Below are 23,978 nucleotides of genomic sequence, written 5' to 3'. Positions count from 1 at the left end.
CCCTGCGAGATGGCGGCCGGCGGCCGCGAAATCAAGCGGCCGCGGATGTCGAGCCGATACTCAGGTCGCGAACAGCTGGCCGCGGTCCTGAAAGGCCTTGAACTCCAGCGCGTTGCCACAGGGATCGAGCAGGAACATGGTCGCCTGTTCGCCCGGTTCGCCGCGGAAACGGATGTGCGGCTCGATCACGAAATCGATGCCGCGGGCGCGCAGGCGCTCGGCCAGCGCCTCCCATTCCGCCCACTCGAGCACGATGCCGAAATGCGGGATCGGCACGTCGTGGCCGTCGACGGGATTGGTGTGGGCGCCGTCCTGGGCCGGCGTCTTCGGGTGCTCGTGGATGACGAGCTGGTGGCCGTAGAAGTCGAAGTCGACCCACTGGGTATCGGAGCGGCCTTCGGACAGGCCGAAGGTTTCGCCGTAGAAGCGGCGCGCCGCGGGCAGGTCGTGAACCGGGATCGCGAGATGAAAGGGGGACAGCGCCATGGGAACTCCGGACGGCGTGGATCGGACCCGGCGACCATAAACCGCACTCGGGTGATCGTGCCAGCCACACACTTCGTCGACACTCGCGACGCTGGCGTCCGTGCCACCGCGCCCTGGCCGGTGCCAAGCCGCCCGGGGCTCGGAATCGGCTGACGCCGGAGCCGCCGGCGCGTTCGGCGAGGGGCGCGACGATGGCCGTGAACCATCGCTGCCACCAAGCCCCGAATGATCGAGGCCGGCGCGGTGCTGAACTCGCGCCGGTCGGGCGCATGCCCGGGCGAGTGGCGCCCGGGTTCGGGTGACCCGACCCACGGGCCGCCGGCTGACTGGGTGCGGGACCGGGCGCCGGAAGTGCCGTGCCGCACGAGCCGCGGCGACGCCGGATTGCGGCACAACGGCCCGGCCCTGCCGGATACGCTCGAGAGCGCGTTCCGCGGCCTCGCCCAGGCCGGCCCTGGTACGCCCGGGGCCGGGTGCTACGCGCGCGGCGGGCTCATCATTGCGAGCGGCGGTTCGGGCCGGGTGGGTCGGGCCGGCAGGCCATATCTAGTCGCGCTGGTAAGTACCCACCAGACGATTCATGCCGAGCAGGTGCGGCTCGACCTTGTCGAGCAGCTCGTGCAACTTCAGGCCCGGCGGCAGGTCCAGGCCCGTGTCCAGCGCCAGGACCCAGAAATAATAGTGATGGACGCCGTGGCCCTCGGGGGGCATGGGTCCGCCGTAGTTCTGTTCGCCGAAGTCGTTGACGCCGGCGGTGCCCTTGTCGGTGCCCTCGGCGAGCTCGCTGGTCGAAGCCGGCAGATTGTAGAGCAGCCAGTGAACGAAACCGTAGGTACCGTTCTGGATCAGCGGCGCGTCCGGGTCGTGGCAGATCACGGCAAACGATTTGGCGCCCTCCGGCGCGCCCTGCCAGGCCAGCGCCGGCGAGAGGTTGTCGGCTTCCGGACTGTGCCGGGCCGGGATCGCATCATGCGTGCCGAAGGCGCTGCTGCTGACCGCCATGTTCGAGAGAGCGAATGCCATGTCGAATTCCTTGTCCGAACGAAGTTGGTGCCAAGCCTAACCCGCAAGCACCGATCTCTTGAAGTGGCGCCGTGCGACGGGGCGTGCCACAGGCGCAGCCGGCCGTGCGGCTCGCGCGTCGTTCCAGCCGCGGCCCGGCGCCCGGCCGAGACCGAGCGCGTGCGGCTCGGCCCGGCTCAGCGGCGACGCCATGCCTCGGGCGGCGGGCGTTATGCTGTTGGTCCCATCCGTTTCGAAATACGGCTCGGAATATCGCGATGTCGAAGACGCTGATCATCGTCGGCCTGCTGGTCGTGGCCGTGGGCCTGCTGTGGCCGTGGCTCGGGCGCCTGCCGCTGGGCCAGCTGCCGGGCGATATCGTCATCCGCCGGGAGCACACGACCTTCTACTTCCCGATCACCACCATGGTGCTGGTCAGCGCGGTGATCTCGCTGCTGCTGTGGTTGTTCGGCCGTTAGCGGCGGGCGAGCCCGATATTGCATGCGGAGAGCCGGCGCGCCGACGGCCGCAGCCATGTTGATACGGGCGCAGGGCCGCGTCGTCGCCCGGCCCGGGTGACGCGTCGGCGCGCCGTATTCACTCCGGCGTTTCGTGGCCGTGGCAGCGCCGGTGCAGGGCGTGCACGGCCGGGGCGAGCGTCGGGTCCGGCCCGTCGACGGCCACGCCGGGTGCGATCTCGTTGATCGGCAGCGGGCGCACGGGCGGGCGCGCGACGCCGAGGGCGTCGAGCCAGGTGACGAGCTGGGCCGCGGAACTGGCGTAGACGATCCGGCCCAGGCCGACCCAGGCGTGGGCGGCCGCGCACATCGGGCAGTGTTCGCCGGAGGTGTAGACGGTGGCGCCCGCGCGCGCCTCGATATCCATATGCGCCGCCGCCCAGCGGGCCAGGGCGAATTCGGGATGGCGCGTGGCGTCGCCGCCGGCGATGCGGTTGCGATCCTCGGCGCGCACGGCGCCGCTGGCATCCACCAGCACCGAGCCGAAGGGCTCGTCGCCGGCGGCGACCGCCTCGGCGGCCAGCGCCACGCAGCGCTGCAGATGGTGGCGGTCGGTGGCGTCGATCATGTGGGTCCGGGCCGGTGTGGCCACGTCACGATAGCGCCGTCACGCGATCGCTGCAGCCGCTTCATTCCCCGGGCGGCGACCATTCGGGGCTGGTGCCGCCGAGGGCCGGATGCACCATTTCATCGCCGGCGTGCTGGGTGAACTCGACGTTGATGCGCATCGGATCCAGGCCGAGCGTGTCGGCACAGACGGCGATCAGGCATTCGGCCAGGGCCAGGCGCTGTTCGGCCGGCCGTCCACGCCGGATGTCGCACATCAGCATCGATACCGGCGCCGGCTCGCCGTCGATCATCCGCCAGATGCCGCCCTCGCCGGCCTCGCGCACCGCGACCGTGATACGGCGGATGTCCGCGTCCATGCGCTCGGCATAGGCGCTGGCCAGGCGAGTGGCCAGTTCGCGTTTTTTCGCTGCCGGATGGCGGCCGTTCACGTCCAGTTGCAGATACGGCATTTGGCTCCCGGTTCGAGGCGGTCAGTCGGCGCGGGCCGCGGTGCCCAGCGGGGTATCACGGATCGGCCAGTGCAGCGCGGCCGCGATCAGCGCGAGCGCGATCGAGGCCAGCCACGCCTGATCGTAGTCGCCGGTGGCCGTGTAGGACCAGCCGGCCGCCCAGGCGCCGAAGAAGCTGCCGAACTGGTGCGACATGAACACCACCCCGAACAGCAGCGACAGATTGCGCATGCCGAAGATCTCGCCGACCAGGCCGCTGGTCAGCGGCACGGTGCCGAGCCAGAGAAAGCCGATGGCCGCGGCGAACAGCAGCGCGCTGGTGGCGCCGAGGGGCGCCAGCAGGAACAGCGCGATCACCGCGGCCCGGGCCAGATACAGCCAGGCGAGCACGTGCTTCTTGCGGTAGCGATCGCCGCAGTAGCCGAAGAAATAGGAGCCGAAGACGTTGAACAGCCCGATCACCGCCAGTGCGGCGGCGCCGATGGCGGCGTCGACGCCGCGATCCGACAGATAGGCCGGCAGATGCGTCGACAGAAAGGCGATATGAAAGCCGCAGACGAAAAAGCCCGCGTTGAGCAGCCAGAAGCCGCTGTGTCCCGCCGCTGCGCGCAGGCCGAAGTCGGCGCCTGGTGCAGCCGCGTCGGGTGCGGCCGCGCGGCCGGTGACGCCGCGCGCCAGCGCGACCACGAGCAGCATCAGGCCGGCGAGGACGTAGAGCGTGGTGCGCCAGCCCAGCCCCTCGATGAGCGTCTGGACGGCGGGCACCACCAGACACTGGCCGATCGAACCGCCCGCCGTGACGATGCCGAAGGCGCGCCCGCGTCGCTCGGCGGGCACCACGCGGCCCACCGCACCGAGGATGACCACGAACGTGGTGCCGGCCAGCGCCAGTCCGACCAGCACCCCCAGCGACACGTTGACGCCGGCCGCACTCCCCGCCGTCGCGGTCGCGGCCAGGCCGGCGGCATAGACCAGTCCGCCGGCGGCGATGGTGCGGCCCGCGCCGTAGCGGTCGGCCAGCGCGCCCACGCTCGGCTGGACCAGCCCGAACAGCAGATTCTGGATCGCGATGGCGAGCCCGAAGGCGGCCCGGTCCACGCCCACGTCCTGGGCGATGGGCACCATGAACAGGCCGAAGGCCTGGCGCGCGCCCATCGACAGGGTCACGATCGTGGCGCCGCAGGCGACCAGCAGCCAGGGCGAGGCTCGCCGCCCCATGCCGGGCGCCGTCATGCCGGCATCGCCCGCAGTGCCGGTGTCTCGGCCGCCGTGACCGGGCCGGTCCGCCGCCGACCGGCCGTGTCGACGCGCGGTATTCCCGGTGCGGCCTCGAAAACCCGCGCCAGGTCGCCCGCGAGACTCACGCCCCGCATCGCGGCCGGCCCTTGCGCGCCGCCGCGGACATGCTGGTAGCGGGGTCCATGGGGCCTGTCAGCGCCGCGTCCAATGCGCCTCCAGATCGTCGGCCAGACGCGCGACCAGCGCCCCGGCGCCCTCGGCGCGCGCCATGCCCGCGGCCTGGCCGGCCCACAGCGACATGAACTCCGGCCGGTCGCGGGCGCCGGCCGTGGCGCGGATGTCCTTGGTCCAGGCGTTCTGGACCGGATAGTCCGGCAGCTCGTGCTCGAACGGGCCGAGCGTGTCGATGAAGCGATTGCGCAGCCCGCGCGCCGGCTTGCCCGAGAATGCCCGGGTGATGGCGGTCGGGGTGTCGCTGGCGGCGAGCACGGCCTGCTTGTGGGCGGGCTTCGCGCCGCTCTCGTCGCAGGCCAGAAAGGCGCTGCCCATCTGCACCGCCTCGGCGCCCAGCATGCGGGCGGCGGCCATGCCGCGGCCGTCCATGATGCCGCCGGAGGCGATCACCGGGATCGATACCGCGTCGACCACCTGCGGCACCAGCGCCATCGTCCCGATGAGCCCGTCCGCGGCGTCGCCGAGGAAGGTGCCGCGATGACCGCCGGCCTCGGCCCCCTGGGCCACGATCATGTCCACGCCGATGGTCTCGAGATGCCGCGCCTCGACGACGGTGGTGGCGGTGCCGACGACGCAGGTGCCGGCGGCCTGCAGGCGCTGAATGCGCGCGGCGTCCAGTGCCCCGAACGTGAAGCTGAACACGGGCACGCCCGCCTCGATCACGGCCTCGAACTGGTCCTCGAAGTCGGGCGCGTAGCGGGCGGGCGTGTCCGGGCGCGACAGGCCGAGTTCGGCGCGGAAGGCGTCGAGATGGCCGTTGGCCCGGTCGATCCGCGTCGCATCGGCGGTGAACGGCTGCGGGATGAACAGATTCACCGCGAACGGGCGGGCCGTGCGCGCCCGGGTCTCGGCGATGGCCTCGGTCACGGCCGCCGGGCTCAGATAGCCGGCGCCGATCGACCCCAGGCCGCCGGCCTCGGCCACGGCGGCGACGAGTGCGGGCGTGGTGGTGCCGCCCGCCATCGGCGCCTGGATGATGGGGTGGGTGATGCCCAGGGCGTCGGTCACACGGCTGGCGCTCGTTGTCATGCGGGTCTCGAACGTTGAATCGGCGCCCCGAATGATCGCGCCTCGGCGCGCTCAGCGCCAGTGCACGAGCAGCCCGCCCGTCTGGCCGGTGACCGGGTCCGAGGCGGGCACGCCCAGCGCCGCGATGCGCGCCCGGGCCGCGACGGGGTCGGTCTCGCCCGGCCGGCAGAGGTCCCAGTGCTGCTGATCCGGCGGGTAGGCCGCGGCAAGCGCGAAGTCGGCCGAGGCGCCCAGCCGACAGTGGCCGGTGCCGGCGGGCAGGACCAGCACGTCGCCGGCGGCGACCTCGACGATGCGCCCGGCCTCGCCACCGAGCATCAGCCGGGCGGCGCCGGCATGGATCGCCAGCGCTTCATGCGAGACCGAATGATAGTGGTGGAAATCGAAGACGCCGCCACGCCATTGCGGCGGCCAGCCGTTGGCGGCGAAACGCCGCTCGCAGACCGCCGGATCGATGGGGCCGGCGCTGGTGGAGCGGTAGTGCAGGACCGGCCAGCGGCTGTTCGGGGTCCGCCCGTCGTCGTCGAGCCGATAGGTCGCCGGTTCGGGCGGCTGCGCGCCGAATACAGCGGCGTTCGGCGCCGTCGAGTGAGGTTGTCGCGGCATGGCGAGATGGCTTCAAGGCGATGGGGTCGAGCCTGCCGCAGACGTGACCGCCGGTACAGCCCCGCGGCCGGCTGGTGGGCCGGGCTCGAAGTGCGGCCACGTCGGCGGCCGTCGCCATGCCGCCCGTCGGCCCGGCGTAGCGGCTTGCCCTGATCCGCTGCGCCGCGAGCGCTGCATGCGCCGCCGGGCGCGGTGATTGGCCGATCGGGCGCCGATACAACGGCACGTGGACTCACCGGAACGTCGCATGCGAAACGCGCGGGGCTCGGATAGTATGAATGCCGACAACGTCGCGAGGGGCGTCGCGCCGCCAAGGCCGACGGGCGAGTCGAATGGGCCAGGAACAGGCGACGCCGATGGATCGGCAGGGGCATGGTTGGTCCCGGGCGCTGCGCGTGCTGCTCCAGGCCGTGCATTCGCCGGAATATCTCGACGCCAAGGCCCGGGATTTCGGCGCCTTCACGCTCTGGGCCCTGCTCATCACCGCCGTGTTCGTGCTGGGCATGATCCCCTGGGACTATGCGATCGACGCCACGCGCGCCTGGCACGTCGTCTGGCTGCGCCTGATGCAGTGCGGCGCGCTGCTTTTCTGGGCGATCGCCAGCGTCCGGTATGTGCACGGCCGCGCCGCGCGCATCGCCGCGCTGGCCGCGCCGTTGTTCATCGAGGCCACTTTCATGGTCGTCCTCGAACGGCTCGACGGCGGCACCTCGTACGGCATGGGCGGCTTCCTGTATTTCTTCATCTTCGCGCCGTTCCTGCTGCTGGCGCAGCCGCTGGGGCTCGCCGCGCTGGTGCTGATGGCGATCACCGTGTTCCCGCCGCTGGCGGCGTGGTTCGGGCTGCAGACCGGGCTCGACTGGTGGATCTATGCCGCCTACATGGGCACCGGGTTCGTGCCCGTGCTCGCGATCCGGCTGCTGCTGGAGGTCATGTACTGGCACGTGTTCCGCTATCGGCGCGAGGTCGAGCACCAGGCCCTGACCGACGGTCTCACCCGGCTGCCCAATCGCCGCCAGTTCCTCGCCGCGGGGATGCGCAGCCTCGACTCGCACGGCGAGAGCGGCCAGCCGGCGAGCCTGTTGTTCATCGACATCGACCGCTTCAAGGGCATCAACGACACCCACGGCCATCGCACCGGCGACGCCGCCATCTGCCACGTGGCCGAGGCGCTGCGTGCCCTGTGCCGCGAGGAGGATCTGATGGCGCGCTATGGCGGCGAGGAGTTTCTGGTGCTGCTGCCCCGCACCGGTCCGGCGGCCGCGGCCGAGATCGCCGAGCGCCTGCGCAGCGCGGTCGTCGCCGCGCCGTTTCCGATGCCGGATGCGCGCGCCTCGCCGCTGGGGCTGACCGTCAGCATCGGCATCGCCAGTTACGATCCCCACGACCTCGGCGATACGACTGATATCGATCGGCTCATCCATGCCGCGGATCGGGCGGTGTATGTCGCCAAACGCGGCGGCCGCAATCGGGTCGTCAGCGTCGGCGAGGGCTTGGTGCCGGACGATACGTCGGCTCAAGGCCGGTCGTAGCACTCGGGTGCGGGCGCCGCGCCGCGCCGACGGGCGGCGCGATCCGCGAACGGCAGTAGACTAGCTCGAGGACGCCGCCATCGCGCAGGAGGGGTGCGGCGAGTCGTCGGTGTGCGAACGACCGTCAGCGCCAGCGGCCCGGCTTGAGGTGCGCCTGCCGGGCGTGGATGAGCGCCGCCCGGTGCGCGGCCCGCCGCGATCAACCGCGGCCGACGTTTGCCCATTCGCGGCCCGCGCCGCCGCGAGCGCTGACGCGCATTCCCGCATGTCCTGCCCGTATCGACGGGGGCCAACGGTGCACGCACGCCACGCCGGCACGCCGGTGCCGGCCGGGCGGCGAGTGCTCAGCCGTCGTTCGCCGCGGTCAGATCCAGCGATGAATAGATCGGCCCGGTCATGGGTTCGATGGCCGTCAGCTCGCCGCGGGTCCACAGCGTGTCGCCGTCACCGTCGGTCACGGTGGCGCTGAGCGCGTACTGGCGGCCGTCTTCGAGTTTGCTGCCGTCCACGGTCAGCTCGTAGGACGCCGGGCCCTCAGTGACCGAACCAAGCTCCTTTTCCGCCACGAGCTCGGGATCGCTGTAATCGCCGCTGACCTGCACGAGCGCGACGCGTGCGGTCCCGTCGTCCGGCCACTCGGCCTGCGCCGGGGCCTCGAGTTCACCGGTGAACACGGCCTGCTGGCCGTCCTCCAGGGCGAGCGCGGCGCCGGCACTGGCAAGGGCGATGAGTCCGGCGCCGGCGGCCGCGAGCGTCTGTGTCGGGGCGAAACGGGGATGGTGTGGCATCTCTCCTCCCGGTTGTCGATTGGCTCTTGTTTCTGAGACAGGCGCGCTCGGGGACGTGTTCTTGGACGTTGCAATCGGGCCACGGCCGTGGTCGATTGGGGGCATGAACGAACCGTTTCGTTACCGCTTCCGCGTGCGCTACAACGAGTGCGACGCCCAGCGCGTGGTCTTCAACGCGCGTTACGCCGACTACGTCGACCTGGCCATGACCGAGTTCATGCGCGCGCTGGGCTGCGGCTATACCGAGCTGCTCGCCCGGGGCCTGGACAATCAGGTGGTGCGGCTCACGCTGGACTGGCGCGCGCCGGCGCACTTCGACGAAGTGCTCGAAGCCCGGGTGACGGTCGCGCGTCTCGGGCGGACCTCGTTCGAGCTCGGCCACGAGATCGTGCATGCGGATGATCGCCGCACGCTGTGCACCGCCACCGCGGTCTACGTGCTCATGACCACCGATCCCTTCGCCAAAACGCCGCTGCCCGAGGATCTGCGAACCGCGCTCGACGGCGGCGCCCGGGATCGGGTGATCGACCAGAGCGGCCGCGGCTGACCCGCACCGGCTCGACCGCGGCGTGGTGTCGTCGCGGACTGGCATTCAAATTGCTTTTCGATCCGGCAGGTCAGACCAGCACGGGACACGAAGCGATGACGCGAGTATCGACATCCGGCCGGGATGCGGCGCTGCCGGGGCGATGAGCCGTACCGCCACGCGCCTGGCCATGCGGCCGCCGAACATGACCGCGCTGGCGTTGACCGCGGGCGGTTCGCGCGGGGCCTATCAGGCCGGCGTGCTCCAGCGCATCGGCGAGATTCCGTCGCTGGCCGAAGGGCCGGCGCCGTTCGATATCATCACCGGCGCCTCGGCCGGGGCGATCAACGGCGCAGCGCTGGCCGGCTATTCCGCGCGGCTGCAGTACGGCACTGCCCGTCTGGCCGAGCTGTGGGCGGGGCTGACCGCGGATCGGGTTTATCGCACGGGCCTGAGCGCGATGGCACGCAACGCCCTGCGTTTCGCCGGCGACGCGGCCCTCGGGCGGATGCTGGGCGGCGGCCGCGTCCAGGCCCTGCTCGATGCGGCGCCGCTGCGCGAGCTGCTCGCGCGCGAACTGCCCCTGGCCGGCATCGGCCAGGCCGTCGCTCAGCGGCGGCTGTACGCGCTGGCGGTGACCGCGACCGGCTACCACTCGGGCAAGTCATACACCTTCATCCAGGGCCGGCCCGGGCATCCGCTCTGGGAGAAGAGCCGGCGGATCGCCCTGCCGGCGACGATCGGCGTCGACCATGTCTGCGCCTCGGCGGCCATACCGCTGGTGTTCCCGCCGGTGGCGCTGGCCACCGGGAACGCGTCGGCGTGGTTCGGCGACGGCGCCATGCGCCTGACCAACCCCCTGAGCCCGGCGATCCGACTGGGGGCGAAGCGCGTGCTGGCCATCGGCATCCGTTGCCCGGACAGCGCCCGCGCGCTCACCGACGCCGAGTTCGCCCATGCCTCGGCTTCGGCCGCCTGTCTGCCGCCGCGGCCGCCGCTGGCCCAGATCTGCGGCACTTTCCTGAACGCGCTGTTTCTGGATCATCTGGACGCCGACATCGACCATCTCGAACGCATGAACGACCTGGTCGCCGCCTATGGCCGCGGCGCCGACGCCGGGCCGCCCAAGCACACCGTCGCCGAGCCGATGCGCGTCGTCCATCCGCTGGTGATCTCGCCCTCCGAGGATCTGGCCGTGATCGCCGCCGATCTGGCCGATCGCATCCCGGCGTCGGTGCGCTTTCTGCTGGAGACGCTGGGTACCCCTGACGCGCGCAGTGCGGATCTGGCCAGCTATCTGCTGTTCGATCCGGCCTATACCCGCGCGCTCATCGACATCGGCTATCGCGATGCCAATGCCCGTATCGACGAGATCGAGGCTTTCCTGCGCGGCGAGACCGCCGACGCCGCCGCGGTGGCGCGTTAGAGCGCCCTGGTCGTCGGCCGGCGCGCGCTGTACGAGATTGCCCGGGTTCGCACGGCATGGCCGGCCGGGTGGGTCGCCGGATAAGGCGGGCGCCGCGACGGCCGGACGTTTCGATCGCTCGGGTTGGCGGGCCGACGGAAGGCAACGCCGTGCGCGTCGATCGGCGCGCACGCGGTCTGCGTTCCGGTCGGGCCGCCGTCCGATCGACGGGTCTGCCGCCTATTCGCCCGTGGCCCCGGACAAGGGCCCGGCGTCGCCGCCAACGTCGCCGGCGTCGAAGTAGTTGAAGGTGCCGCACAGCGCCGGTGTCTCGCCGGCGCTCAGCGGGTCGCGCGAGAAGGCAGCGAGCTGGAGCGTGGCCTGACTCGCGGTGCCGGTTTCGGCCAGGGCGATGTAGCGAGTTTCGCCCTCGCGGCACAGGCCGCCGTTGGGGGCGTCGGCGCCCACCTGCTCGCTGTCGACCGCGCGCAGGGTCACCGGGGTGTCCGGGGCGATGAGCAGCACGTCGGCGAAGCGGGCATCTCCCGAACCGGAGGGATAGCCGTCGCGTCCGTAGACGGTTTCCGGTGCGCCCAGAGCGTAGCGCAGGCCCTTGGCGGCGGTCAGCCCGGCGTCGTCGATCTCGATCGCGCCTGTGAAGGCCATGGCGGTGTTCGACAGCGGCGTGTAGCGGCCGCGGAAGTCCACGGCCGAGCCGGGTTCGGGCCGGGCGGTCGGCGCGGCGTCGTCGGCGGCCGCGCCGCCGCCGAGCACGCTGCAGCCGGTCAGCAGCAGTGCGGCCGCACCCAGAACCGCGAGCGCGGCGTGGCGGGCGGGGCGATGGTCAGGGCCGGGAACGACGGATTCGGTCATGGTGTGGCGGTCCTTCCGGCCTCGGCCGGTGCAGATGACGGGCCCGGCTCGATCAGGTCGCCGTCGGGGGCGGGCACGCCGCGGCGGATCGCGCGCGGGAAATCCGCCGCGGCGTGCCCGTCGACATCGGCGGCGACGGCGCGGGTGTTGATGTGGCCGCGCGCCCGCAGTTCGGCGAGCGGACGGGAGGTGTCGAGTGCGCCGAGATCGTAGATATAGCCCGGCAGATAGCCGGAGGCAAGCAGGCGGTAATCGCTCGGCAGCCCGGGCACGATCGCCTTGACCATGTCGTAGACGATGGTGGTGCAGTTCGACAGCAGGGTGTTGTAGAAGCGCGGTTCGCGGCGCAGCGATTCGGCCTCGTCGAGATAGGCGAGGAAGAGGTCGCGCATCGCCGCCCGCGGCAGGGCCACGCGGTAGAGGTAGACGTCCTCGCCGCGCACGTTCGAGCGGGTGCGCACGATGTCGCGTTCGTCGGCGGCGATCAGCACCAGTTCGGACTGCTTGAACAGACCGCCGACGGCCGAGAACGAGGACTCGCGCGTGCGCCGCACCTCCACCGAGAACACGAGCTGGCGGCCGTCGGCGAAGCCGAAGCTGACCAGCGTGTGTGCGATCGCCGGGCCCATCCAGTGGGACGCGATCAGGTCGGCCGAGCGCAGTTGCGACAGATCGTAGGTGCGGGTCTCCCAGCGCGGGGTGAAATCCTCGCGGGTGCGCCAGTCGAAGTTGCGCACGTTGTGCAGGACCACGCGATCGCCGTCGCGCTCGGATTCCAGCAGGCGTGCGACGTCGGGCGCCCAGTCGCGGTCCATGGCCGGCCGGATGGTCTGCCACCAGCCGATCAGCGCGACGAACACCAGCGCGAAGGCCAGCAGCGACGGCCAGCGCAGCTCGCGCAGCGGCGGCGCCAGCAGGCCGGCGAGCGCGACCAGCGTGAGGGCCAGCCAGAGCGCGAGCAGCACTGCGGCGAACCCGCGGGGCCCGCGAAACCACAGCGCGCCGCTGCCCCAGGCGCCGAGCAGCGTCAGGCCGAGGGCGAGCGGCAGGCGCCAGAGCAGGCTCGCGCTCAGCGCGGCCATGGGCGCTCCGGTGCGCGGACGGGGGTGGACGACGACTCGAACATGCCGTCCATGCTAGCGAAGCCGGGGGCGGGTGTGGCGCGGGCGCTTAGTAATAGCGTTCCGAGGGTTTGGGCGGCACCCACTGATAGAGCCAGGTCTCGGTGAGCGTGCGGTCGCCGTCACGCAGGTAGAGCCGCATGGACAGCGGTTCGTCCGAGGCGGTCTCGGGGATCCAGTCGAAGATTGCGCGGTAGCCGTCGATGGGTTCGAACCGCCGTGCCTGGACCATGCCGAGCCGACCGCGCGAGATGCTGATGTCGGCGACCACGTCGGCGTCGTCGGGCAGCTCGTCGAGGGTATCACCGACGAAATCCACGGCGAATCGGCGGGCATACTCCTCGGGCGAGCGGTCGCCCGGAATCCAGCCCTCCGGGACGTTGCCCATGCCGGTCCAGGTCTTGTCCACCTGCGCCAGGCTCGGGCTGACCGGCGGCAGCGGATACCAGTACAGTCGGTAACCATAATCCAGCTGCTGGCCGGCCTCGACCGGATCTCCGGGGATCCAGAAGGCCACGATGTTGTCGACGGTCTCGCCCATGGTTGGCAGCTCCACGAGCGCGATCTCGCCGGCGCCCCAGTTGCTGGTGGGTTCGACCCACAGGCTCGGCCGACGGTTGTACCAGGCGACATCGTCGCGATAGTTGTCAAAGTCGTGGTCGTGCTGCACGAGGCCGAAACCGCGCGGGTTCTCGTCGCTGAAGGCGTTGTACTGCAGCGTCTCCGGGTTGAACAGCGGGCGGCATATCCACTCGCCGTTGCCACGCCACATCTCCAGCCGGTCCGAGTCGTGGATCTGCGGGTGGATGGTGTCGCGGGCCTGGCTCTGGCTCGTGCCCTTGAGGAACATGCTGGTCATGGGGGCGATGCCCAGCCGCTCGATCGGCCGGCGGGTGAACAGCGTCATGTCGACGTCCAGGACCGCGCCCTGCTCGCGCAGGTCGATGTCGAAGCGATAGGCGCCGGTAACGCTCGGCGAGTCGAGCAGGGCGTAGACGGTGACCGTGGTCGCCCCCGGCTCCGGTTGAACGAACCAGAAATCGGTGAAGTCGGGGAACTCCTCGCCCGAGGCCAGCGCGGTGTTCACCGCCAGCCCGCGCGCCGACAGGCCGTACTGTTCGTTCTTGTCGAGGAAGCGGAAATAGCTCGCGCCCAGAAACGCGCCGGCTTCGTCGACGTGCCCGTCGCGGATCGCGCTGGCGAGCACGAAGCCCGCGAAACCGAGATCGCGGCCTGTCAGCGGCGCCCGGTCGACGCCGGCCTGGCCATAGTCGAACAGGGACGGGCTGAAGTGGATGGGCCGCGCCATGCCCGTGTCCGGATCGAGCGCGTGCATGTGTACCGGCACGTTGAAGTGCATGCCCACGTGGAAGAACGTCATGCGCAGATCGAAGGCGTCGTCGCCCGACCAGAGCGCCTGGGCGGGGTCATAGCGGATCTTCTGATAGTTCAGCGGCTCGAGATCGGCCAGCGTCGCCGGCAGTGTCTCGACGTGCGACTCGTACGGCCGCCCGGCGAGTTCGCGGGCCCGCTGCCGGAGCCGCTCGCCGTCGAACGGCTGCGCCTCCGAGGCGTCGCCCAGGCGGGCGAATGCGGGCAGGCCCGGCAGGCCGAGCGAGGCCAGCGCGAGAGAGGTCTTGAGCAGGGTGCGTCGATGCATGGAGTCGCCTTCGGTGGGCTCCTTCTAAGGACAGGCGATCGGGCCGGGGGTTCCGGTACCGGTGGGCGGACGCGCTATGTTGCCCCGGTTCCCCGCCGTGCCGGCACCTCGATCGACCCGGCGCCGTTTGGCGCGCGGTCGTGCCGGGCGGCTCAGGGCAGGAAGTCGCTCAGGAAGGCGTCGGCCTCGTTGCGGAGCTGGCCGCGCAGTTCGATCATGCGGCGGGCGTAGTCGTTGAGCCGCTGCTGGTGATCGGTCTCGGGCGTGAAGGCGGGCACGGGCTGCTTGCCGCCGCTTTCGTCGAGGGCGACGAACACCAGAATGCAGTGGGTGGTGAAGCGCCGCTGGCGCTCGCGCGGATTGCGGGCGTGCACGCTCACCGAGATGTGCATGCTGGTGCGGCCCGTGTGCATCAGCTCCGCGTGCAGCGTCACCAGATCGCCCACGCTGATCGGTTCGAGAAAACGGATGCCGCCGACGTAGGCGGTCACGCAGTAGCTCGCGCTCCAGTTGGCCGCGCAGGTGTAGCCGGCATGGTCGATCCATTTCATCACGTTGCCGCCGTGCACGTTGCCGCCGAAATTGACGTCGGAGGGCTCGGCCAGAAAACGCAGGGTGATCTCGGCGGCGGGGGTGTCGGTCACGGTCGGCTCGGCGCGGGTCGTGGGGCCGAGTCTAGCGGGTCGCGGCCCGCCGGGCGAAGCGTCGCCCCGCGGCCCGCTCGACGGCCCGGGGCGATACGCCGGTCGCCCGGCGTCGCGTCGTGCGGCGCGAGCGCCTAGACTGAGCGCGTCATTCCATCGCGAGACCCGCCATGAAGCTCATCGGATCCGGCACGTCGCCCTATGTCCGCCGCACCCGCCTGCTGCTGGGCGATCGACCCTACGAGTTCGAGAGTCTGGACATCTACGGCGCCGACCGCGACGCCCTGCGGGCGCGCAACCCGGCGCTCAAGATTCCGATGCTCGTCGATGGCGGCCGCACCCTCTACGACTCGCGGGTGATCGCGCGCTATCTCAGCGACAAATTCGAGCATGCGCCGCTGAGCTGGGATCAGGAGAACCTGCTCACGCTCGTCGATGCCGCCAACGATTCGATGGTCGCGCTGGTGCTGTCGCACAAGTCCGGCCTCGACATCCACGACGGCGCGACGTTCCACGAGCTCCAGCACGAGCGTATCGCGCGTGCGATGACGGCACTCGAGGACGTCGCCGCCGACGGCGCCTTCGACGCCTGGGATTATCCGGCGATCTGCGTCTATTGCCTCGTCGACTGGGCCGAGATGCGCGAGATGTTCGATTTCGCCGAGCACGCGGCGCTGCGCGGCGTGCGCGAGCGTCATCGGGGGCAGCCGATGGTGGCCGAGACCGATCCGCGTCGCGCCGGCTGAGGCCCGGCGACGGTTTGACAGCCCCTGCGGGCCGGCACAGGCTGATCCGAAGACCGCCCGCGGTCGCGAGGAGCGCACGCCCATGAGCCGACTCTACGGCCCGGCCCACCGGGCCCTGCAGGATCAGTTCGACACCCGCGAACTCGCCGACCGCATCGAGGATGTGGCCGCCAGCCCGGGTGTCGAGCCCGCGGCCCGGGCCTTCATCGAATCGCGCGACATGTTCTTCCTGTCGACGGTCGATGCCCGCGGCTGGCCGACCGTGTCCTACAAGGGCGGCGCGCCGGGTTTCGTGCGGGTGCTGGACGAGACCACGCTGGCGTTTCCCAACTACGACGGCAACGGCATGTATCTGTCGATGGGCAATGCCGACGCCCATCCCGAGGTGGGCCTGCTGTTCATCGACTTCGAGAAGCCCTTCCGCCTGCGCGCCCAGGGTCGGGCGACGGTAGCCGTCGACGACCCGCTGATCGGCGACTGGCCGGGCGCCGATCTCGTGGTGCGGGTGGCGCTGCATGCGGTCTGGCAGAACTGCCCGCGCTACATCCATCGCTACCGCAAGCTGTCGAACTCCCGCTACGTGCCGGACGCCCGGGCCCGGGCGCCGCTGGCCGGCTGGAAGCGCATCGACGGCCTGCAGGACGTGCTCAGCGACGCCGACCGGGCCGAGGCCGACCGCGAGGGCCACATCACCGAGGACGAGTGGATCGACAGCATCCAGCGCGGCGATCCGCGCGCATAGGGGCTGGTCCCGCCGCTCACGCCACCGCGCCGGTTTTCGGATCCGGCGAAATCGACGCTGCCGCAGCGCGGCCTGAGGGCGGCGCGTCCCGGCCGGTCGAGCGGACGCGGCCGAAGAACGCGCCCGAGCGGCGACCCGAGTCGCACCGGCGGTCCTTACGGGCCCGCGGCGCGCCCGGCGGCGGACGGGTCGTCGATCGCCATCGCCGTGCCGACCTCGGCCACCTTCGTCTGCTTGTCGTAGGCGCACAGCCGCTGCTGCCGGCGGTCCGTGCCGGGCGCGCGGCCGGTCAACCGGGCCAGACCGTAGTGCTGTGAGCCGAATGGGTCGACGGTGATCGTCTCGACCTCGAAGCCGTCGTCGTCGGCCGCCGCCCGGCAGCCGGCCTCGACGTCGTCACGGAAGGCCTGCCAGGCCGCTTCGGTCGAGGCGAGGGCGGCGGTGGACACGAAGCCGGCGAGCGCGAGCAGGAGCGCCGCGCGCCGCCGGCGGTGATCGGGTGTGTGCATGCCGGGAATCTTCGAGCGGGTGTGACGGCCCAGCATCGCCCGCTCAGGCGGACTCCTCGCTGAACGGATGCGCCTCGAGCTGGACCCGGGCGACGTGCAGCCCGTGCATGTCCACGATGCCGCCGTAGCGCCGGTCGCCGCGCTGATAGAACTCGAAGCGATAACGGCGCTTGATAAACCCGCGGCCGAGGCCGATGCGGTCGAAGGCCAGTTCGTCGATGAAGGTCATGCGCGCTTGTTCGCAGGCCGCGAGCGCGGCCCGGCGGGCTCGCGACCGGGCGCCGAGCGACTGCCACCAGAAGATGGCGACGAGCGCGGTGCCGATCAGCCAGGGGAAATAGTCGAACAGCACGCTCGAGCCCGCCTCAGGCGCCGGCCGCCGGGGCGTCGTTGGGCACGATGCGGGCGGCGCCGTTTCGGATCTCGTCGATCCCGCGGCAGCCGGCCAGCGCCATGATCAGTTCGAAATCGGCGGCCAGATTGTCCATGACCTCGCCCGCACCGGCTTCGCCGGCCAGGGCCAGGCCGTAGGCGTAGGGGCGGCCGAGCCCGACTGCGGTCGCCCCCAGCGCGAGCGCCTTGAACACGTCGGCGCCGCCGCGCACGCCGGAATCCAGGATCACCGGCAGCTTGGGCGCGGCGGCCGCCACCGCGGGCAGCGCGTCGAGGCTGGCCACCGCGCCGTCGACCTGGCGGCCGCCGTGATTGGACACGATGAGGCCGTCCACCCCGTGATCCGCGGCCATGCGCGCGTCGTCCGCGTCGAGCACGCCCTTGAGCACGATCGGCAGACGCGTGCGCTGACGCAGCCAGGCCAGCTCGCCCCAGGTCAGATTCGGCCGCGAGTAGGTCGCGATGAAGCGGCGGACCGCGGCCAGCGCCCGGCCGCTGGTCAGCGCGGCCAGACTGGAGCCGGGATAGTGGCGCGCCGCGGCGAGCACGTTGCGCAGGGTGGTCAGGTTCACCGGCGGCCGCGGGCCGTCGTCGGCGGCGGCGTCCAGGCCCGCGGTGAAGACCGGGTCCGAGGTGTACTGGGCGATGCCCCGGCCGAGCAGAAAGGGCAGATGGGCCAGATCCAGATCGCGGCTGCGCCAGCCGAGCAGCGTGGTGTCCAGGGTGACCACCAGCGCCTCGCAGCCGCAGGCCTCGGCGCGGGCGACCAGCGATTCCACCAGCGCGTCCGATTTCGACCAGTAGAGCTGGAACCAGCGCGGCGCGCCGGGGGCGACCGCCTCCATCGCGGCGGCGCAGTCCTCCATCGAACGGCTGGCCTGGTTGGAGAAGATCATGGGCACGCCGCGCGCGGCCGCGGCCCGGGCCACGGCCACGTCGGCGCCCGGGTGGGCGGCTTCGAGCACGCCGATGGGGCAGAGCAGGAACGGCTGCGGGTAGCGCCGGCCGAACAGGGTGATCGCGGTGTCCCGGTGCGCCACGTCGCGCAGCATGCGCGGAACGATGCGCCAGCGCTCGAAGGCGTGGCGATTGGCGGCCATCGTGGACTCGCGCCCGGCGCCGCCGGCGATGTAGGCGAAATCGGCCGCCGCCATGCGTCGCTGGGCGGCGGCCTCCAGCGCGGTCTCGGCCACGGGTACGCGCGGGCGACGGCCGGCCATGCCCGCCGAATAGATCGCCTGCTGGCGGGCCACGGGGCCGGTACGCGGGTTGTCGGCGGTCATGTCGGTGTCGCTCGGGTCATGGCGGGTGGCGGCGGGCGCGGGCTCGGCCCGACCTTAGCAAGCGCGGTGCATGCCGTGCCCGCGCGGGGCCGGCGACTCGGCTAGAATCGACGGGGCCGAGGGTCGTCGGCCGCACTGCAAGGGGGATGGAACGTGGGTCCGCTGCTTGAGGAAATCGCCATCTTTCTGGCCGCCGCCGTGATCGCGGTGCCGATCGCCCAGCGCTTGGGCCTGGGCTCGGTGCTGGGCTATCTGGCGGCGGGCGTGATCATCGGGCCCTGGGCGCTGGGTCTGATCGGCGACGTCGAGCAGGTGCTGCACATCGCCGAGTTCGGCGTCGTGCTGCTGCTGTTCATCATCGGTCTGGAGATGCAGCCGCGCCGGCTGTGGGCGCTGCGCAAGACCATCATCGGGCTCGGCGGCATGCAGGTGGGCCTGAGCGCCGCGGCGCTGGCGCTGGCCGCGTCCCTGGTGCTGGAGATGCCGCCCGTGCCGGCGATCGTGGCGGGCCTCGCCCTGGCGCTGTCGTCGACCGCCTTCGCCCTGCAGCTGCTCGCCGAGCGCGGCGAACTCACCGCCCGACACGGGCGTTCGGCGTTCGCGATCCTGCTGTTTCAGGATCTCGCCGTGATTCCGATTCTGGCGCTGCTGCCGCTGCTGACCGCGGGCAGCGAATCGGTCAGCTTCCTCGGCGCGCTCTGGGAGACGGTCAAGATCGCGCTGGTGCTCGCGGCCATGGTGGTCGGCGGCCATTATCTGCTGCGGCCGATCTTCCGGCTGGTCGCCGCGACCCGCATGCACGAGATCTTCACCGCCATGACGCTGCTGATCGTGGTGGGCACGGCGGTGGTGATGGAGGCCACCGGCATCTCGGTGGCGCTTGGGGCGTTCGTGGCCGGCGTGCTGCTGGCGGACTCGGAATACCGGCACGAACTGGAAGCCAACATCGAGCCGTTCAAGGATCTGCTCATCGGCCTGTTCTTCATCGCCGTGGGCATGTCCATCAACCTCGGTCTGATCGCCGCGCAGCCGCTGTTTCTGCTCGCGCTGACGGCGGGCCTGATCGGCGTCAAGGCCGCGATCCTGTTCGTGCTGGGCCGGCGACACGGCCTGAGCTGGCCCGCCGCCCGCGGTCTGGCGGCCTATCTGCCGCAGGGCGGGGAATTCGCGTTCGTGATTCTGTCGACGGCGGTCGCCGGCGGGCTGTTCGTGCAGGCCGAGGCCGATCTGCTGGTCGCCACGGTGACCCTGTCGATGGTGATCACGCCGCTGTTCGTCAAGCTGGTGGCCTACTACAACACCTGGCGCATGCCGAAAAGCGAGCCGGCCTTCGAGACCCCCGAGGCCGCCGAGCATCCGGTGTTCATCGCCGGCTTCGGCCGTGTCGGCCAGATCGTGGCGCGGCTGCTTCGGGCCAAGCACGTGGGCTTCACCGCGCTCGAGATCAACGCCGATCAGGTGGACTTCGTGCGCAAGTACGGCAACAAGGTCTACTACGGCGACGCTTCGCGCCTGGACCTGCTGCGTGCCGCGGGCATCGAGCAGGCCCGGCTGTTCGTGCTCGCGATCGGCAATCGGGAGGCCTCGCTGCGTACCGCGCGCACCGTGCGCGAGCACTATCCGGACATTCAGGTCATCGCGCGCGCCCGCAATCGCAAGCACGCCTACGAACTGATGGACCTGGGCGTGACCGTGCTCCAGCGCGAGACCTTTCTCTCCAGCCTCGAGCTGGCCGGCGACGCGCTCAAGGTGCTGGGGTTCAAGCCCGACGAGATCAAGCGTGCCAAGACACTGTTCCGCGCCCATGACGAGAAGCGCCTGTTCGAGCACTATCACGCGGCCGACGACGAGACCCGCTACGCCAAGCTGGTGATGGAGGCCGCCCAGGAACTGGAGGAACAGTTCGAGCGCGACGCCGCCGAGCACGCCGGCGAATAGCGGGAGGCCCGCCCCCGGCGACGCTCGCCGGGGCACGGGGGCGAGGCGCGGCTAGACGCGGGCCCGGCGAGGCAGCGCGGCGCCCTGCGCCGCGAGCGTGGCTGCGGTGACGAGTCCCCAGACGGCGTTGAAGATCAGCACGAAGACCGGCGTGAGCGCGCCGAGCGCCAGGCCGAGCACGCCGGCGTCGAGCTTGAACGGGAACACCACGAAGCACTGGGCCAGCGACGGCCCGAGGCTGAGCAGCAGGCCGCGCAGCAGTAGCGGCAGACCGGCGGCCAGCGGCGTCAGGAACAGCCAGCCCCAGATCCCGCCCCAGATGATCGGTCCGTAGAGAAACGCCGGGCCGAGCGACGGCGCGATGCCGACGCCGGCGGCCTGGGTGATGCCCAGGGTGCCGAACAGCCAGATGGTGAGCGCGGTCGCCAGGCCGCCGAGCGCGCCGGCGGCGAAGCCGAGTGAGAGTTTCGAGATCATGGGGTCATCCCCTCGCGACGTTGTTGGTATTTTTAATTACCCAACAAACCTATCACGAGACAGCTACAGACGGCGGACACCCTCACGCTGGCGCAGATACTCGGTAAGCGCAAAACCCGACAACAGCCAGAATCCACCCACCAGCAGGCCGGCACCGATATCGCTGACGTAGTGCACCGAGAGCACCGCGCGACTGGAGGCGATGAGCGCGATCAGCACGAGGCCCCAATAGCCCAGTTCGAAACGCCGGCCCATGCCCGGCAGGTCGCGGGCGATGGCGTAGATGATGAAGCCGTAGACCGCGATCGCCCCGGTGGCGTGCGCGCTCGGGAAGGACGGCGTCGAGGCGGTGGCGAAGGTCACGAAGTCCGGCCGGTCCCGGTCGAAGGCGAACTTGCCCGCATAGGTCAGCGCCTGCGAGCCGACGACCGCGAGCACCAGTCCCGGAATGTAGCGGTGGCGCCCGTGTGCCCAGAGAAACCCCGTGGCCACCAGCATCACCGCGACCAGGGTCTCGGTGTTGCCCAGGCCCGTGATCCAGCCGAACAGGTCGACGACATGCGGGTTGCGGATCACGCCGAGCGCGTCGTTGAACCGGCGGTCGAAGGCGATCAGCTCCTCGCCCTCGACGAGATCCTCCACCAGGCCCACCCCCAGAAATATCAGATACAGTGCCAGCGCTGCGATCAGCGTCAGCGGCAGCCCGGAGAAGCGGTCGACCGCGGTCCGTGCCGCCACCAGCCGCGTCGTGCCGGGAAACCGGCGCTGGAGCCAGCCGCCCAGCCGCGGCCGTTGCGCCAGCCCGGTGAGGCCGCGGCCCACGCGCGGGCCCGAGAACGCGAGCGCCCGCCAGAGCCACCAGGCGATGAAACGGCTCGCGACCAGGGCGGCGACGAGCATCAGCAGCAGTTGCCAGAATGGCAGCGGGGACATCGGATTCTCGGGGACGTTTACGGGCCGGCAGTATAGCGGGGGACAGGGGATGGATTACACGCGTATGACGGTGCGCTGGGTCGCGCGGGCCGGCTATGGCGCGCGCGGTCTCGTCTATCTCGCGCTCGGCGCGCTGACGTTCAACGCCGCGCTGGAGTTCGACGAGGTGGAGGACGTGCACGGCGCCATGCGCGAGATCGGCCATCAGACCGGCGGCGACATCGTGCTGTTCGGACTGGCCGCGGGGCTGCTGGCCTACGGCCTCTGGCGCTTCGTGCAGACCACGCTGGATGTGGACGGCCACGGCTGGCGGCCCACCGCGCTGGCGATCCGGGGCGGGCTGCTGGTGAGTGCCGCGCTGCATATATCGCTGGCCTGGGCCTGTGTCCAGATCGCCATGCGCTGGTCCGGCGGCAACGGCAAGCCGGTCCAGCGCGCGGTCGAGCGCATTCTCGACTGGCCGGCGGGCCGCATGCTGGTGATCGCCGGGGGGGCGGCGATCGTCGGCGCGGGCGTGGCGCATCTGGTCAAGGCGGTGCGCTGCGGCTACCGGAAATGGTTCGAGGCCTCGCCGCGGGCGATGGCCTGGATTGATCCCGTCGCCCGGTTCGGCCTGTTCGCCCGCGGGCTGCTCTTCCTCGGGGTCGGCGGTTTCGTGCTCTACGCCGCGCTCACGCTCGAGCCCTCCGAGGCCCGCGGCGTGGAGGGGGTCATGCTGTGGATTCAGGACCGGCTCTACGGGCGGATCATGCTCGCCGGCCTGGCCCTGGGACTGATCGCGTTCGGCGCCTACGGCCTCATCGAGGCGTTCGTGCGCCGGGTCGGTCTGGGCGCGGCCCTGCGCTAGGCGCGATCGATACCGGCGTGGTGGCCGTGGACATGCGTTCGGCCTGCCGGCGCCGGGACGGATCCGTGCGACCGGGCCGCGGCAGACTGGCGGCCGGTCGGCTGCGCCCCGGCGTCGGGTGCCAGCGCGGACAGATCGGTGACGTCGAGCGGCCTCAGCCGGCGGCGGTCCGTTCGATGAACATGGCGTCGCCGTAGCTCAGGAACCGATATTCCGCGTTCACTGCGTGGGCGTAGGCCTCGAGCACGCGTTCGCGCCCGGCGAAGGCGGCGACCAGCATCAGCAGACTGGACTGCGGTTCGTGGAAGTTGGTGAGCACGGCGTCGACGACGTGAAACGGGTCGCCCGGCTTGATGAACAGCGCGGTCTCGCCCGAAAACGGCGCGATGCGGCCCTCGGTGCCCGGCTGGCGCGCCGCGCTTTCCAGGCTCCGCACCACGGTGGTCCCGACCGCGACCACCCGTCGCCCGGCTGCCCGGGTGCGCTCGATCAGGGCGCAGAGCGCGTCGTCGACCGCCACGCGTTCGGCATGTAGGCGCTGGCTGCGCACGTCGCCCTCGCGCAGGCGCTGATAGGTGCCCGAGCCCACGTGCAGCGTGGCGTAGCCGAAGGCCACGCCCCGCGCGGCGAGCGCCTCCAGCAGCGGCGTGTCGAAGTGCAGGCCCGCCGTCGGCGCGGCGACCGCGCCCTCGTGCCGGGCCCAGAGGGTCTGGTAGCGCTCCAGATCCGCCGGGGTGTCGGCACGCCGGATGTAGGGCGGCAGCGGCACGTGGCCGTGGGTGTCCAGCAGCGCGGCGACCGTGCCGGTCTCCAGCGTCAGGGTGTAGAGCTCGCCGCGACGGGCGGTGACCTGCAGCATGAAGTCGCCGATGGCGATCCGCGTGTCCGCGCGCGGCGGTTTGTTCGCCCGGATCTTGGCCGAGATCCGGACGCTGTCGAGCACGCGTTCGAGCATGACCTCGACCCGACCGCCGCTGGCCTTCTGGCCGTACAGGCGTGCGGCCAGCACCCGGGTGTCGTTGAAGACCAGCAGATCGCCGGGCTCGAGCAGGTCGACCAGATCCGTGATCGCCCGGTCCGCGCGTTCGCCCTCGCGATCCAGATGCAGCAGCCGCGAGGCACTGCGCCGTGCCGGCGGCCGCTGGGCGATCCGGTGCTCGGGCAGGTCGTAATCGAAATCGCGCTTGTCCATCAACACGGGCTCGGTCGGCGGCTGGCGCGGATTCTGGCGCCCGGCGCCGGCTGCGGCAAGCGCGGTCGCCGCGCGGGCCCGGTTCGCGTACCAGGCTCGGCGCGGGTCGAATGATGCCGCGGGTGCCGACGATACGCGGGCGCGACGGGCCGACGCCGAGGCTGGCCGGTCGCGTGCCGGGGGCTGCCGCGTTCGCGTCGACGCCGGTTCCATGCGACCGGCGTCGACGCGCGGGC

General features: G+C 71.3%; 26 protein-coding genes. 8 read left to right on the top strand and 18 right to left on the bottom strand.

Annotated elements, in window-relative coordinates:
• Window positions 1–60: 60 nt before the first annotated feature.
• Window positions 61–486 carry a VOC family protein gene (locus tag SAOR_RS11700; protein WP_123631595.1) on the bottom strand — a complete coding sequence of 142 codons (426 nt, stop codon included), beginning with the start codon at window positions 484–486 and terminating at the stop codon, window positions 61–63.
• Window positions 487–1,032: 546 nt separating this feature from the next.
• Window positions 1,033–1,509 (bottom strand): YbhB/YbcL family Raf kinase inhibitor-like protein, encoded by a 477-nt coding sequence (locus tag SAOR_RS11695; protein ID WP_123631594.1) that lies wholly within the window; start codon window positions 1,507–1,509, stop codon window positions 1,033–1,035.
• 257 nt (window positions 1,510–1,766) lie between these two features.
• Here SAOR_RS11695 and SAOR_RS11690 point away from each other — a divergent pair, with 257 nt between their 5' ends.
• Window positions 1,767–1,967, top strand: a complete 201-nt coding sequence (locus tag SAOR_RS11690; protein WP_123631593.1) for a DUF2905 domain-containing protein — start codon at window positions 1,767–1,769, stop codon at window positions 1,965–1,967.
• 118 nt (window positions 1,968–2,085) lie between these two features.
• Here the strand turns inward: SAOR_RS11690 and SAOR_RS11685 are convergent, their stop codons facing one another.
• From SAOR_RS11685 to SAOR_RS11665, 5 genes are all read right to left on the bottom strand, one after another.
• A complete protein-coding gene (locus tag SAOR_RS11685) occupies window positions 2,086–2,574 on the bottom strand; it encodes a nucleoside deaminase (RefSeq protein ID WP_123631592.1) in 489 nt (162 codons plus the stop codon).
• Between the two features lie 61 nt (window positions 2,575–2,635).
• The gene (locus SAOR_RS11680; RefSeq protein ID WP_123631591.1) at window positions 2,636–3,025 is read right to left on the bottom strand and encodes a tautomerase family protein; all 390 of its coding nucleotides are present in this window, start codon (window positions 3,023–3,025) and stop codon (window positions 2,636–2,638) included.
• A 21-nt stretch (window positions 3,026–3,046) separates the two neighbouring features.
• Window positions 3,047–4,258: an MFS transporter gene (locus SAOR_RS11675; RefSeq protein ID WP_123631590.1), complete on the bottom strand. Its 1,212-nt coding sequence runs from the start codon at window positions 4,256–4,258 to the stop codon at window positions 3,047–3,049.
• Between the two features lie 198 nt (window positions 4,259–4,456).
• Window positions 4,457–5,527, bottom strand: coding sequence for an NAD(P)H-dependent flavin oxidoreductase (locus tag SAOR_RS11670; RefSeq protein WP_123631589.1), 1,071 nt, complete (start codon window positions 5,525–5,527; stop codon window positions 4,457–4,459).
• Window positions 5,528–5,578: 51 nt separating this feature from the next.
• Window positions 5,579–6,133, bottom strand: coding sequence for a cupin (locus SAOR_RS11665; protein WP_123631588.1), 555 nt, complete (start codon window positions 6,131–6,133; stop codon window positions 5,579–5,581).
• A 332-nt stretch (window positions 6,134–6,465) separates the two neighbouring features.
• Between SAOR_RS11665 and SAOR_RS11660 the strand changes: the two genes are divergently transcribed.
• A complete protein-coding gene (locus SAOR_RS11660) occupies window positions 6,466–7,665 on the top strand; it encodes a GGDEF domain-containing protein (RefSeq protein ID WP_185015662.1) in 1,200 nt (399 codons plus the stop codon).
• A gap of 344 nt (window positions 7,666–8,009) precedes the next feature.
• Here SAOR_RS11660 and SAOR_RS11655 read toward each other — a convergent pair whose 3' ends face one another.
• On the bottom strand, window positions 8,010–8,453 hold the full coding sequence (locus SAOR_RS11655) for a YbaY family lipoprotein (RefSeq protein ID WP_185015661.1): 444 nt from the start codon (window positions 8,451–8,453) through the stop codon (window positions 8,010–8,012).
• Between the two features lie 103 nt (window positions 8,454–8,556).
• Between SAOR_RS11655 and SAOR_RS11650 the strand changes: the two genes are divergently transcribed.
• Both SAOR_RS11650 and SAOR_RS11645 read left to right on the top strand, forming a co-directional pair.
• Window positions 8,557–9,000 (top strand): acyl-CoA thioesterase, encoded by a 444-nt coding sequence (locus SAOR_RS11650; RefSeq protein WP_123631585.1) that lies wholly within the window; start codon window positions 8,557–8,559, stop codon window positions 8,998–9,000.
• Window positions 9,001–9,142: 142 nt separating this feature from the next.
• On the top strand, window positions 9,143–10,405 hold the full coding sequence (locus tag SAOR_RS11645; RefSeq protein WP_123631584.1) for a patatin-like phospholipase family protein: 1,263 nt from the start codon (window positions 9,143–9,145) through the stop codon (window positions 10,403–10,405).
• Between the two features lie 219 nt (window positions 10,406–10,624).
• On the opposite strand, the gene SAOR_RS11640 is transcribed toward SAOR_RS11645, so the two are convergent.
• The 4 genes from SAOR_RS11640 to SAOR_RS11625 all read right to left on the bottom strand — a co-directional run bounded on the left by SAOR_RS11640 (window position 10,625) and on the right by SAOR_RS11625 (window position 14,682).
• Window positions 10,625–11,257, bottom strand: coding sequence for a hypothetical protein (locus tag SAOR_RS11640; RefSeq protein WP_123631583.1), 633 nt, complete (start codon window positions 11,255–11,257; stop codon window positions 10,625–10,627).
• Entirely contained in the window at window positions 11,254–12,339 is a 1,086-nt protein-coding gene (locus SAOR_RS11635) for an Lnb N-terminal periplasmic domain-containing protein (protein WP_123631582.1), read from the bottom strand. Before SAOR_RS11635 ends, SAOR_RS11640 begins: the two co-directional genes overlap by 4 nt.
• 88 nt (window positions 12,340–12,427) lie before the next feature.
• Window positions 12,428–14,038: an OpgD/OpgG family glucan biosynthesis protein gene (locus SAOR_RS11630; protein WP_123631581.1), complete on the bottom strand. Its 1,611-nt coding sequence runs from the start codon at window positions 14,036–14,038 to the stop codon at window positions 12,428–12,430.
• A gap of 152 nt (window positions 14,039–14,190) precedes the next feature.
• Window positions 14,191–14,682, bottom strand: a complete 492-nt coding sequence (locus SAOR_RS11625) for an acyl-CoA thioesterase (RefSeq protein WP_123631580.1) — start codon at window positions 14,680–14,682, stop codon at window positions 14,191–14,193.
• Between the two features lie 170 nt (window positions 14,683–14,852).
• Here SAOR_RS11625 and SAOR_RS11620 point away from each other — a divergent pair, with 170 nt between their 5' ends.
• Window positions 14,853–15,428, top strand: coding sequence for a glutathione S-transferase family protein (locus tag SAOR_RS11620; RefSeq protein WP_123631579.1), 576 nt, complete (start codon window positions 14,853–14,855; stop codon window positions 15,426–15,428).
• An 82-nt stretch (window positions 15,429–15,510) separates the two neighbouring features.
• Window positions 15,511–16,170, top strand: a complete 660-nt coding sequence (locus SAOR_RS11615) for a pyridoxamine 5'-phosphate oxidase family protein (protein WP_123631578.1) — start codon at window positions 15,511–15,513, stop codon at window positions 16,168–16,170.
• A gap of 155 nt (window positions 16,171–16,325) precedes the next feature.
• On the opposite strand, the gene SAOR_RS11610 is transcribed toward SAOR_RS11615, so the two are convergent.
• The 3 genes from SAOR_RS11610 to SAOR_RS11600 are packed head-to-tail and all read right to left on the bottom strand — an operon-like array spanning window position 16,326 to window position 18,355.
• The gene (locus tag SAOR_RS11610) at window positions 16,326–16,679 is read right to left on the bottom strand and encodes a hypothetical protein (protein ID WP_123631577.1); all 354 of its coding nucleotides are present in this window, start codon (window positions 16,677–16,679) and stop codon (window positions 16,326–16,328) included.
• 43 nt (window positions 16,680–16,722) lie between these two features.
• The gene (locus tag SAOR_RS11605; RefSeq protein ID WP_123590218.1) at window positions 16,723–17,031 is read right to left on the bottom strand and encodes a DUF3301 domain-containing protein; all 309 of its coding nucleotides are present in this window, start codon (window positions 17,029–17,031) and stop codon (window positions 16,723–16,725) included.
• 13 nt (window positions 17,032–17,044) lie between these two features.
• Window positions 17,045–18,355: an alpha-hydroxy-acid oxidizing protein gene (locus SAOR_RS11600; protein ID WP_123631576.1), complete on the bottom strand. Its 1,311-nt coding sequence runs from the start codon at window positions 18,353–18,355 to the stop codon at window positions 17,045–17,047.
• Between the two features lie 153 nt (window positions 18,356–18,508).
• On the opposite strand from SAOR_RS11600, the gene SAOR_RS11595 reads away from it, so the two are divergent.
• A complete protein-coding gene (locus tag SAOR_RS11595) occupies window positions 18,509–20,293 on the top strand; it encodes a monovalent cation:proton antiporter-2 (CPA2) family protein (protein ID WP_123631575.1) in 1,785 nt (594 codons plus the stop codon).
• Between the two features lie 51 nt (window positions 20,294–20,344).
• Here SAOR_RS11595 and SAOR_RS11590 read toward each other — a convergent pair whose 3' ends face one another.
• Together SAOR_RS11590 and SAOR_RS11585 are read right to left on the bottom strand one after the other, a co-directional pair.
• A complete protein-coding gene (locus tag SAOR_RS11590; protein ID WP_123631574.1) occupies window positions 20,345–20,770 on the bottom strand; it encodes a hypothetical protein in 426 nt (141 codons plus the stop codon).
• Between the two features lie 63 nt (window positions 20,771–20,833).
• Window positions 20,834–21,703 (bottom strand): phosphatase PAP2 family protein, encoded by an 870-nt coding sequence (locus SAOR_RS11585; RefSeq protein WP_123631573.1) that lies wholly within the window; start codon window positions 21,701–21,703, stop codon window positions 20,834–20,836.
• 49 nt (window positions 21,704–21,752) lie between these two features.
• Here SAOR_RS11585 and SAOR_RS11580 point away from each other — a divergent pair, with 49 nt between their 5' ends.
• Window positions 21,753–22,550 (top strand): DUF1206 domain-containing protein, encoded by a 798-nt coding sequence (locus SAOR_RS11580; RefSeq protein ID WP_185015660.1) that lies wholly within the window; start codon window positions 21,753–21,755, stop codon window positions 22,548–22,550.
• Window positions 22,551–22,704: 154 nt separating this feature from the next.
• Here the strand turns inward: SAOR_RS11580 and queA are convergent, their stop codons facing one another.
• Entirely contained in the window at window positions 22,705–23,742 is a 1,038-nt protein-coding gene (gene queA, locus SAOR_RS11575; RefSeq protein WP_123631571.1) for a tRNA preQ1(34) S-adenosylmethionine ribosyltransferase-isomerase QueA, read from the bottom strand.
• Between the last annotated feature and the right edge of the window lie 236 nt (window positions 23,743–23,978).

Source organism: Salinisphaera orenii subsp. orenii MK-B5, from assembly GCF_003788635.1.
Taxonomy (GTDB): Bacteria; Pseudomonadota; Gammaproteobacteria; order Nevskiales; family Salinisphaeraceae; genus Salinisphaera; species Salinisphaera orenii.
This window is presented reverse-complemented; position numbering and strand designations above follow the sequence as displayed.

What these genes read in the sequence shown, in the direction of transcription:
- SAOR_RS11660 (WP_185015662.1), top strand. Translation starts at nt 6,466, where the DNA reads ATGGGCCAGGAACAGGCGACGCCGATGGATCGGCAGGGGCATGGTTGG.
- SAOR_RS11640 (WP_123631583.1), bottom strand. Translation starts at nt 11,257, where the DNA reads ATGACCGAATCCGTCGTTCCCGGCCCTGACCATCGCCCCGCCCGCCAC.
- SAOR_RS11650 (WP_123631585.1), top strand. Translation starts at nt 8,557, where the DNA reads ATGAACGAACCGTTTCGTTACCGCTTCCGCGTGCGCTACAACGAGTGC.
- SAOR_RS11600 (WP_123631576.1), bottom strand. Translation starts at nt 18,355, where the DNA reads ATGACCGCCGACAACCCGCGTACCGGCCCCGTGGCCCGCCAGCAGGCG.
- SAOR_RS11630 (WP_123631581.1), bottom strand. Translation starts at nt 14,038, where the DNA reads ATGCATCGACGCACCCTGCTCAAGACCTCTCTCGCGCTGGCCTCGCTC.
- SAOR_RS11610 (WP_123631577.1), bottom strand. Translation starts at nt 16,679, where the DNA reads ATGCACACACCCGATCACCGCCGGCGGCGCGCGGCGCTCCTGCTCGCG.
- SAOR_RS11645 (WP_123631584.1), top strand. Translation starts at nt 9,143, where the DNA reads ATGAGCCGTACCGCCACGCGCCTGGCCATGCGGCCGCCGAACATGACC.
- SAOR_RS11685 (WP_123631592.1), bottom strand. Translation starts at nt 2,574, where the DNA reads ATGATCGACGCCACCGACCGCCACCATCTGCAGCGCTGCGTGGCGCTG.
- SAOR_RS11665 (WP_123631588.1), bottom strand. Translation starts at nt 6,133, where the DNA reads ATGCCGCGACAACCTCACTCGACGGCGCCGAACGCCGCTGTATTCGGC.
- SAOR_RS11670 (WP_123631589.1), bottom strand. Translation starts at nt 5,527, where the DNA reads ATGACAACGAGCGCCAGCCGTGTGACCGACGCCCTGGGCATCACCCAC.
- SAOR_RS11675 (WP_123631590.1), bottom strand. Translation starts at nt 4,258, where the DNA reads ATGACGGCGCCCGGCATGGGGCGGCGAGCCTCGCCCTGGCTGCTGGTC.
- SAOR_RS11690 (WP_123631593.1), top strand. Translation starts at nt 1,767, where the DNA reads ATGTCGAAGACGCTGATCATCGTCGGCCTGCTGGTCGTGGCCGTGGGC.
- SAOR_RS11655 (WP_185015661.1), bottom strand. Translation starts at nt 8,453, where the DNA reads ATGCCACACCATCCCCGTTTCGCCCCGACACAGACGCTCGCGGCCGCC.
- SAOR_RS11620 (WP_123631579.1), top strand. Translation starts at nt 14,853, where the DNA reads ATGAAGCTCATCGGATCCGGCACGTCGCCCTATGTCCGCCGCACCCGC.
- queA (WP_123631571.1), bottom strand. Translation starts at nt 23,742, where the DNA reads ATGGACAAGCGCGATTTCGATTACGACCTGCCCGAGCACCGGATCGCC.
- SAOR_RS11590 (WP_123631574.1), bottom strand. Translation starts at nt 20,770, where the DNA reads ATGATCTCGAAACTCTCACTCGGCTTCGCCGCCGGCGCGCTCGGCGGC.
- SAOR_RS11585 (WP_123631573.1), bottom strand. Translation starts at nt 21,703, where the DNA reads ATGTCCCCGCTGCCATTCTGGCAACTGCTGCTGATGCTCGTCGCCGCC.
- SAOR_RS11695 (WP_123631594.1), bottom strand. Translation starts at nt 1,509, where the DNA reads ATGGCATTCGCTCTCTCGAACATGGCGGTCAGCAGCAGCGCCTTCGGC.
- SAOR_RS11580 (WP_185015660.1), top strand. Translation starts at nt 21,753, where the DNA reads ATGGATTACACGCGTATGACGGTGCGCTGGGTCGCGCGGGCCGGCTAT.
- SAOR_RS11615 (WP_123631578.1), top strand. Translation starts at nt 15,511, where the DNA reads ATGAGCCGACTCTACGGCCCGGCCCACCGGGCCCTGCAGGATCAGTTC.
- SAOR_RS11700 (WP_123631595.1), bottom strand. Translation starts at nt 486, where the DNA reads ATGGCGCTGTCCCCCTTTCATCTCGCGATCCCGGTTCACGACCTGCCC.
- SAOR_RS11680 (WP_123631591.1), bottom strand. Translation starts at nt 3,025, where the DNA reads ATGCCGTATCTGCAACTGGACGTGAACGGCCGCCATCCGGCAGCGAAA.
- SAOR_RS11635 (WP_123631582.1), bottom strand. Translation starts at nt 12,339, where the DNA reads ATGGCCGCGCTGAGCGCGAGCCTGCTCTGGCGCCTGCCGCTCGCCCTC.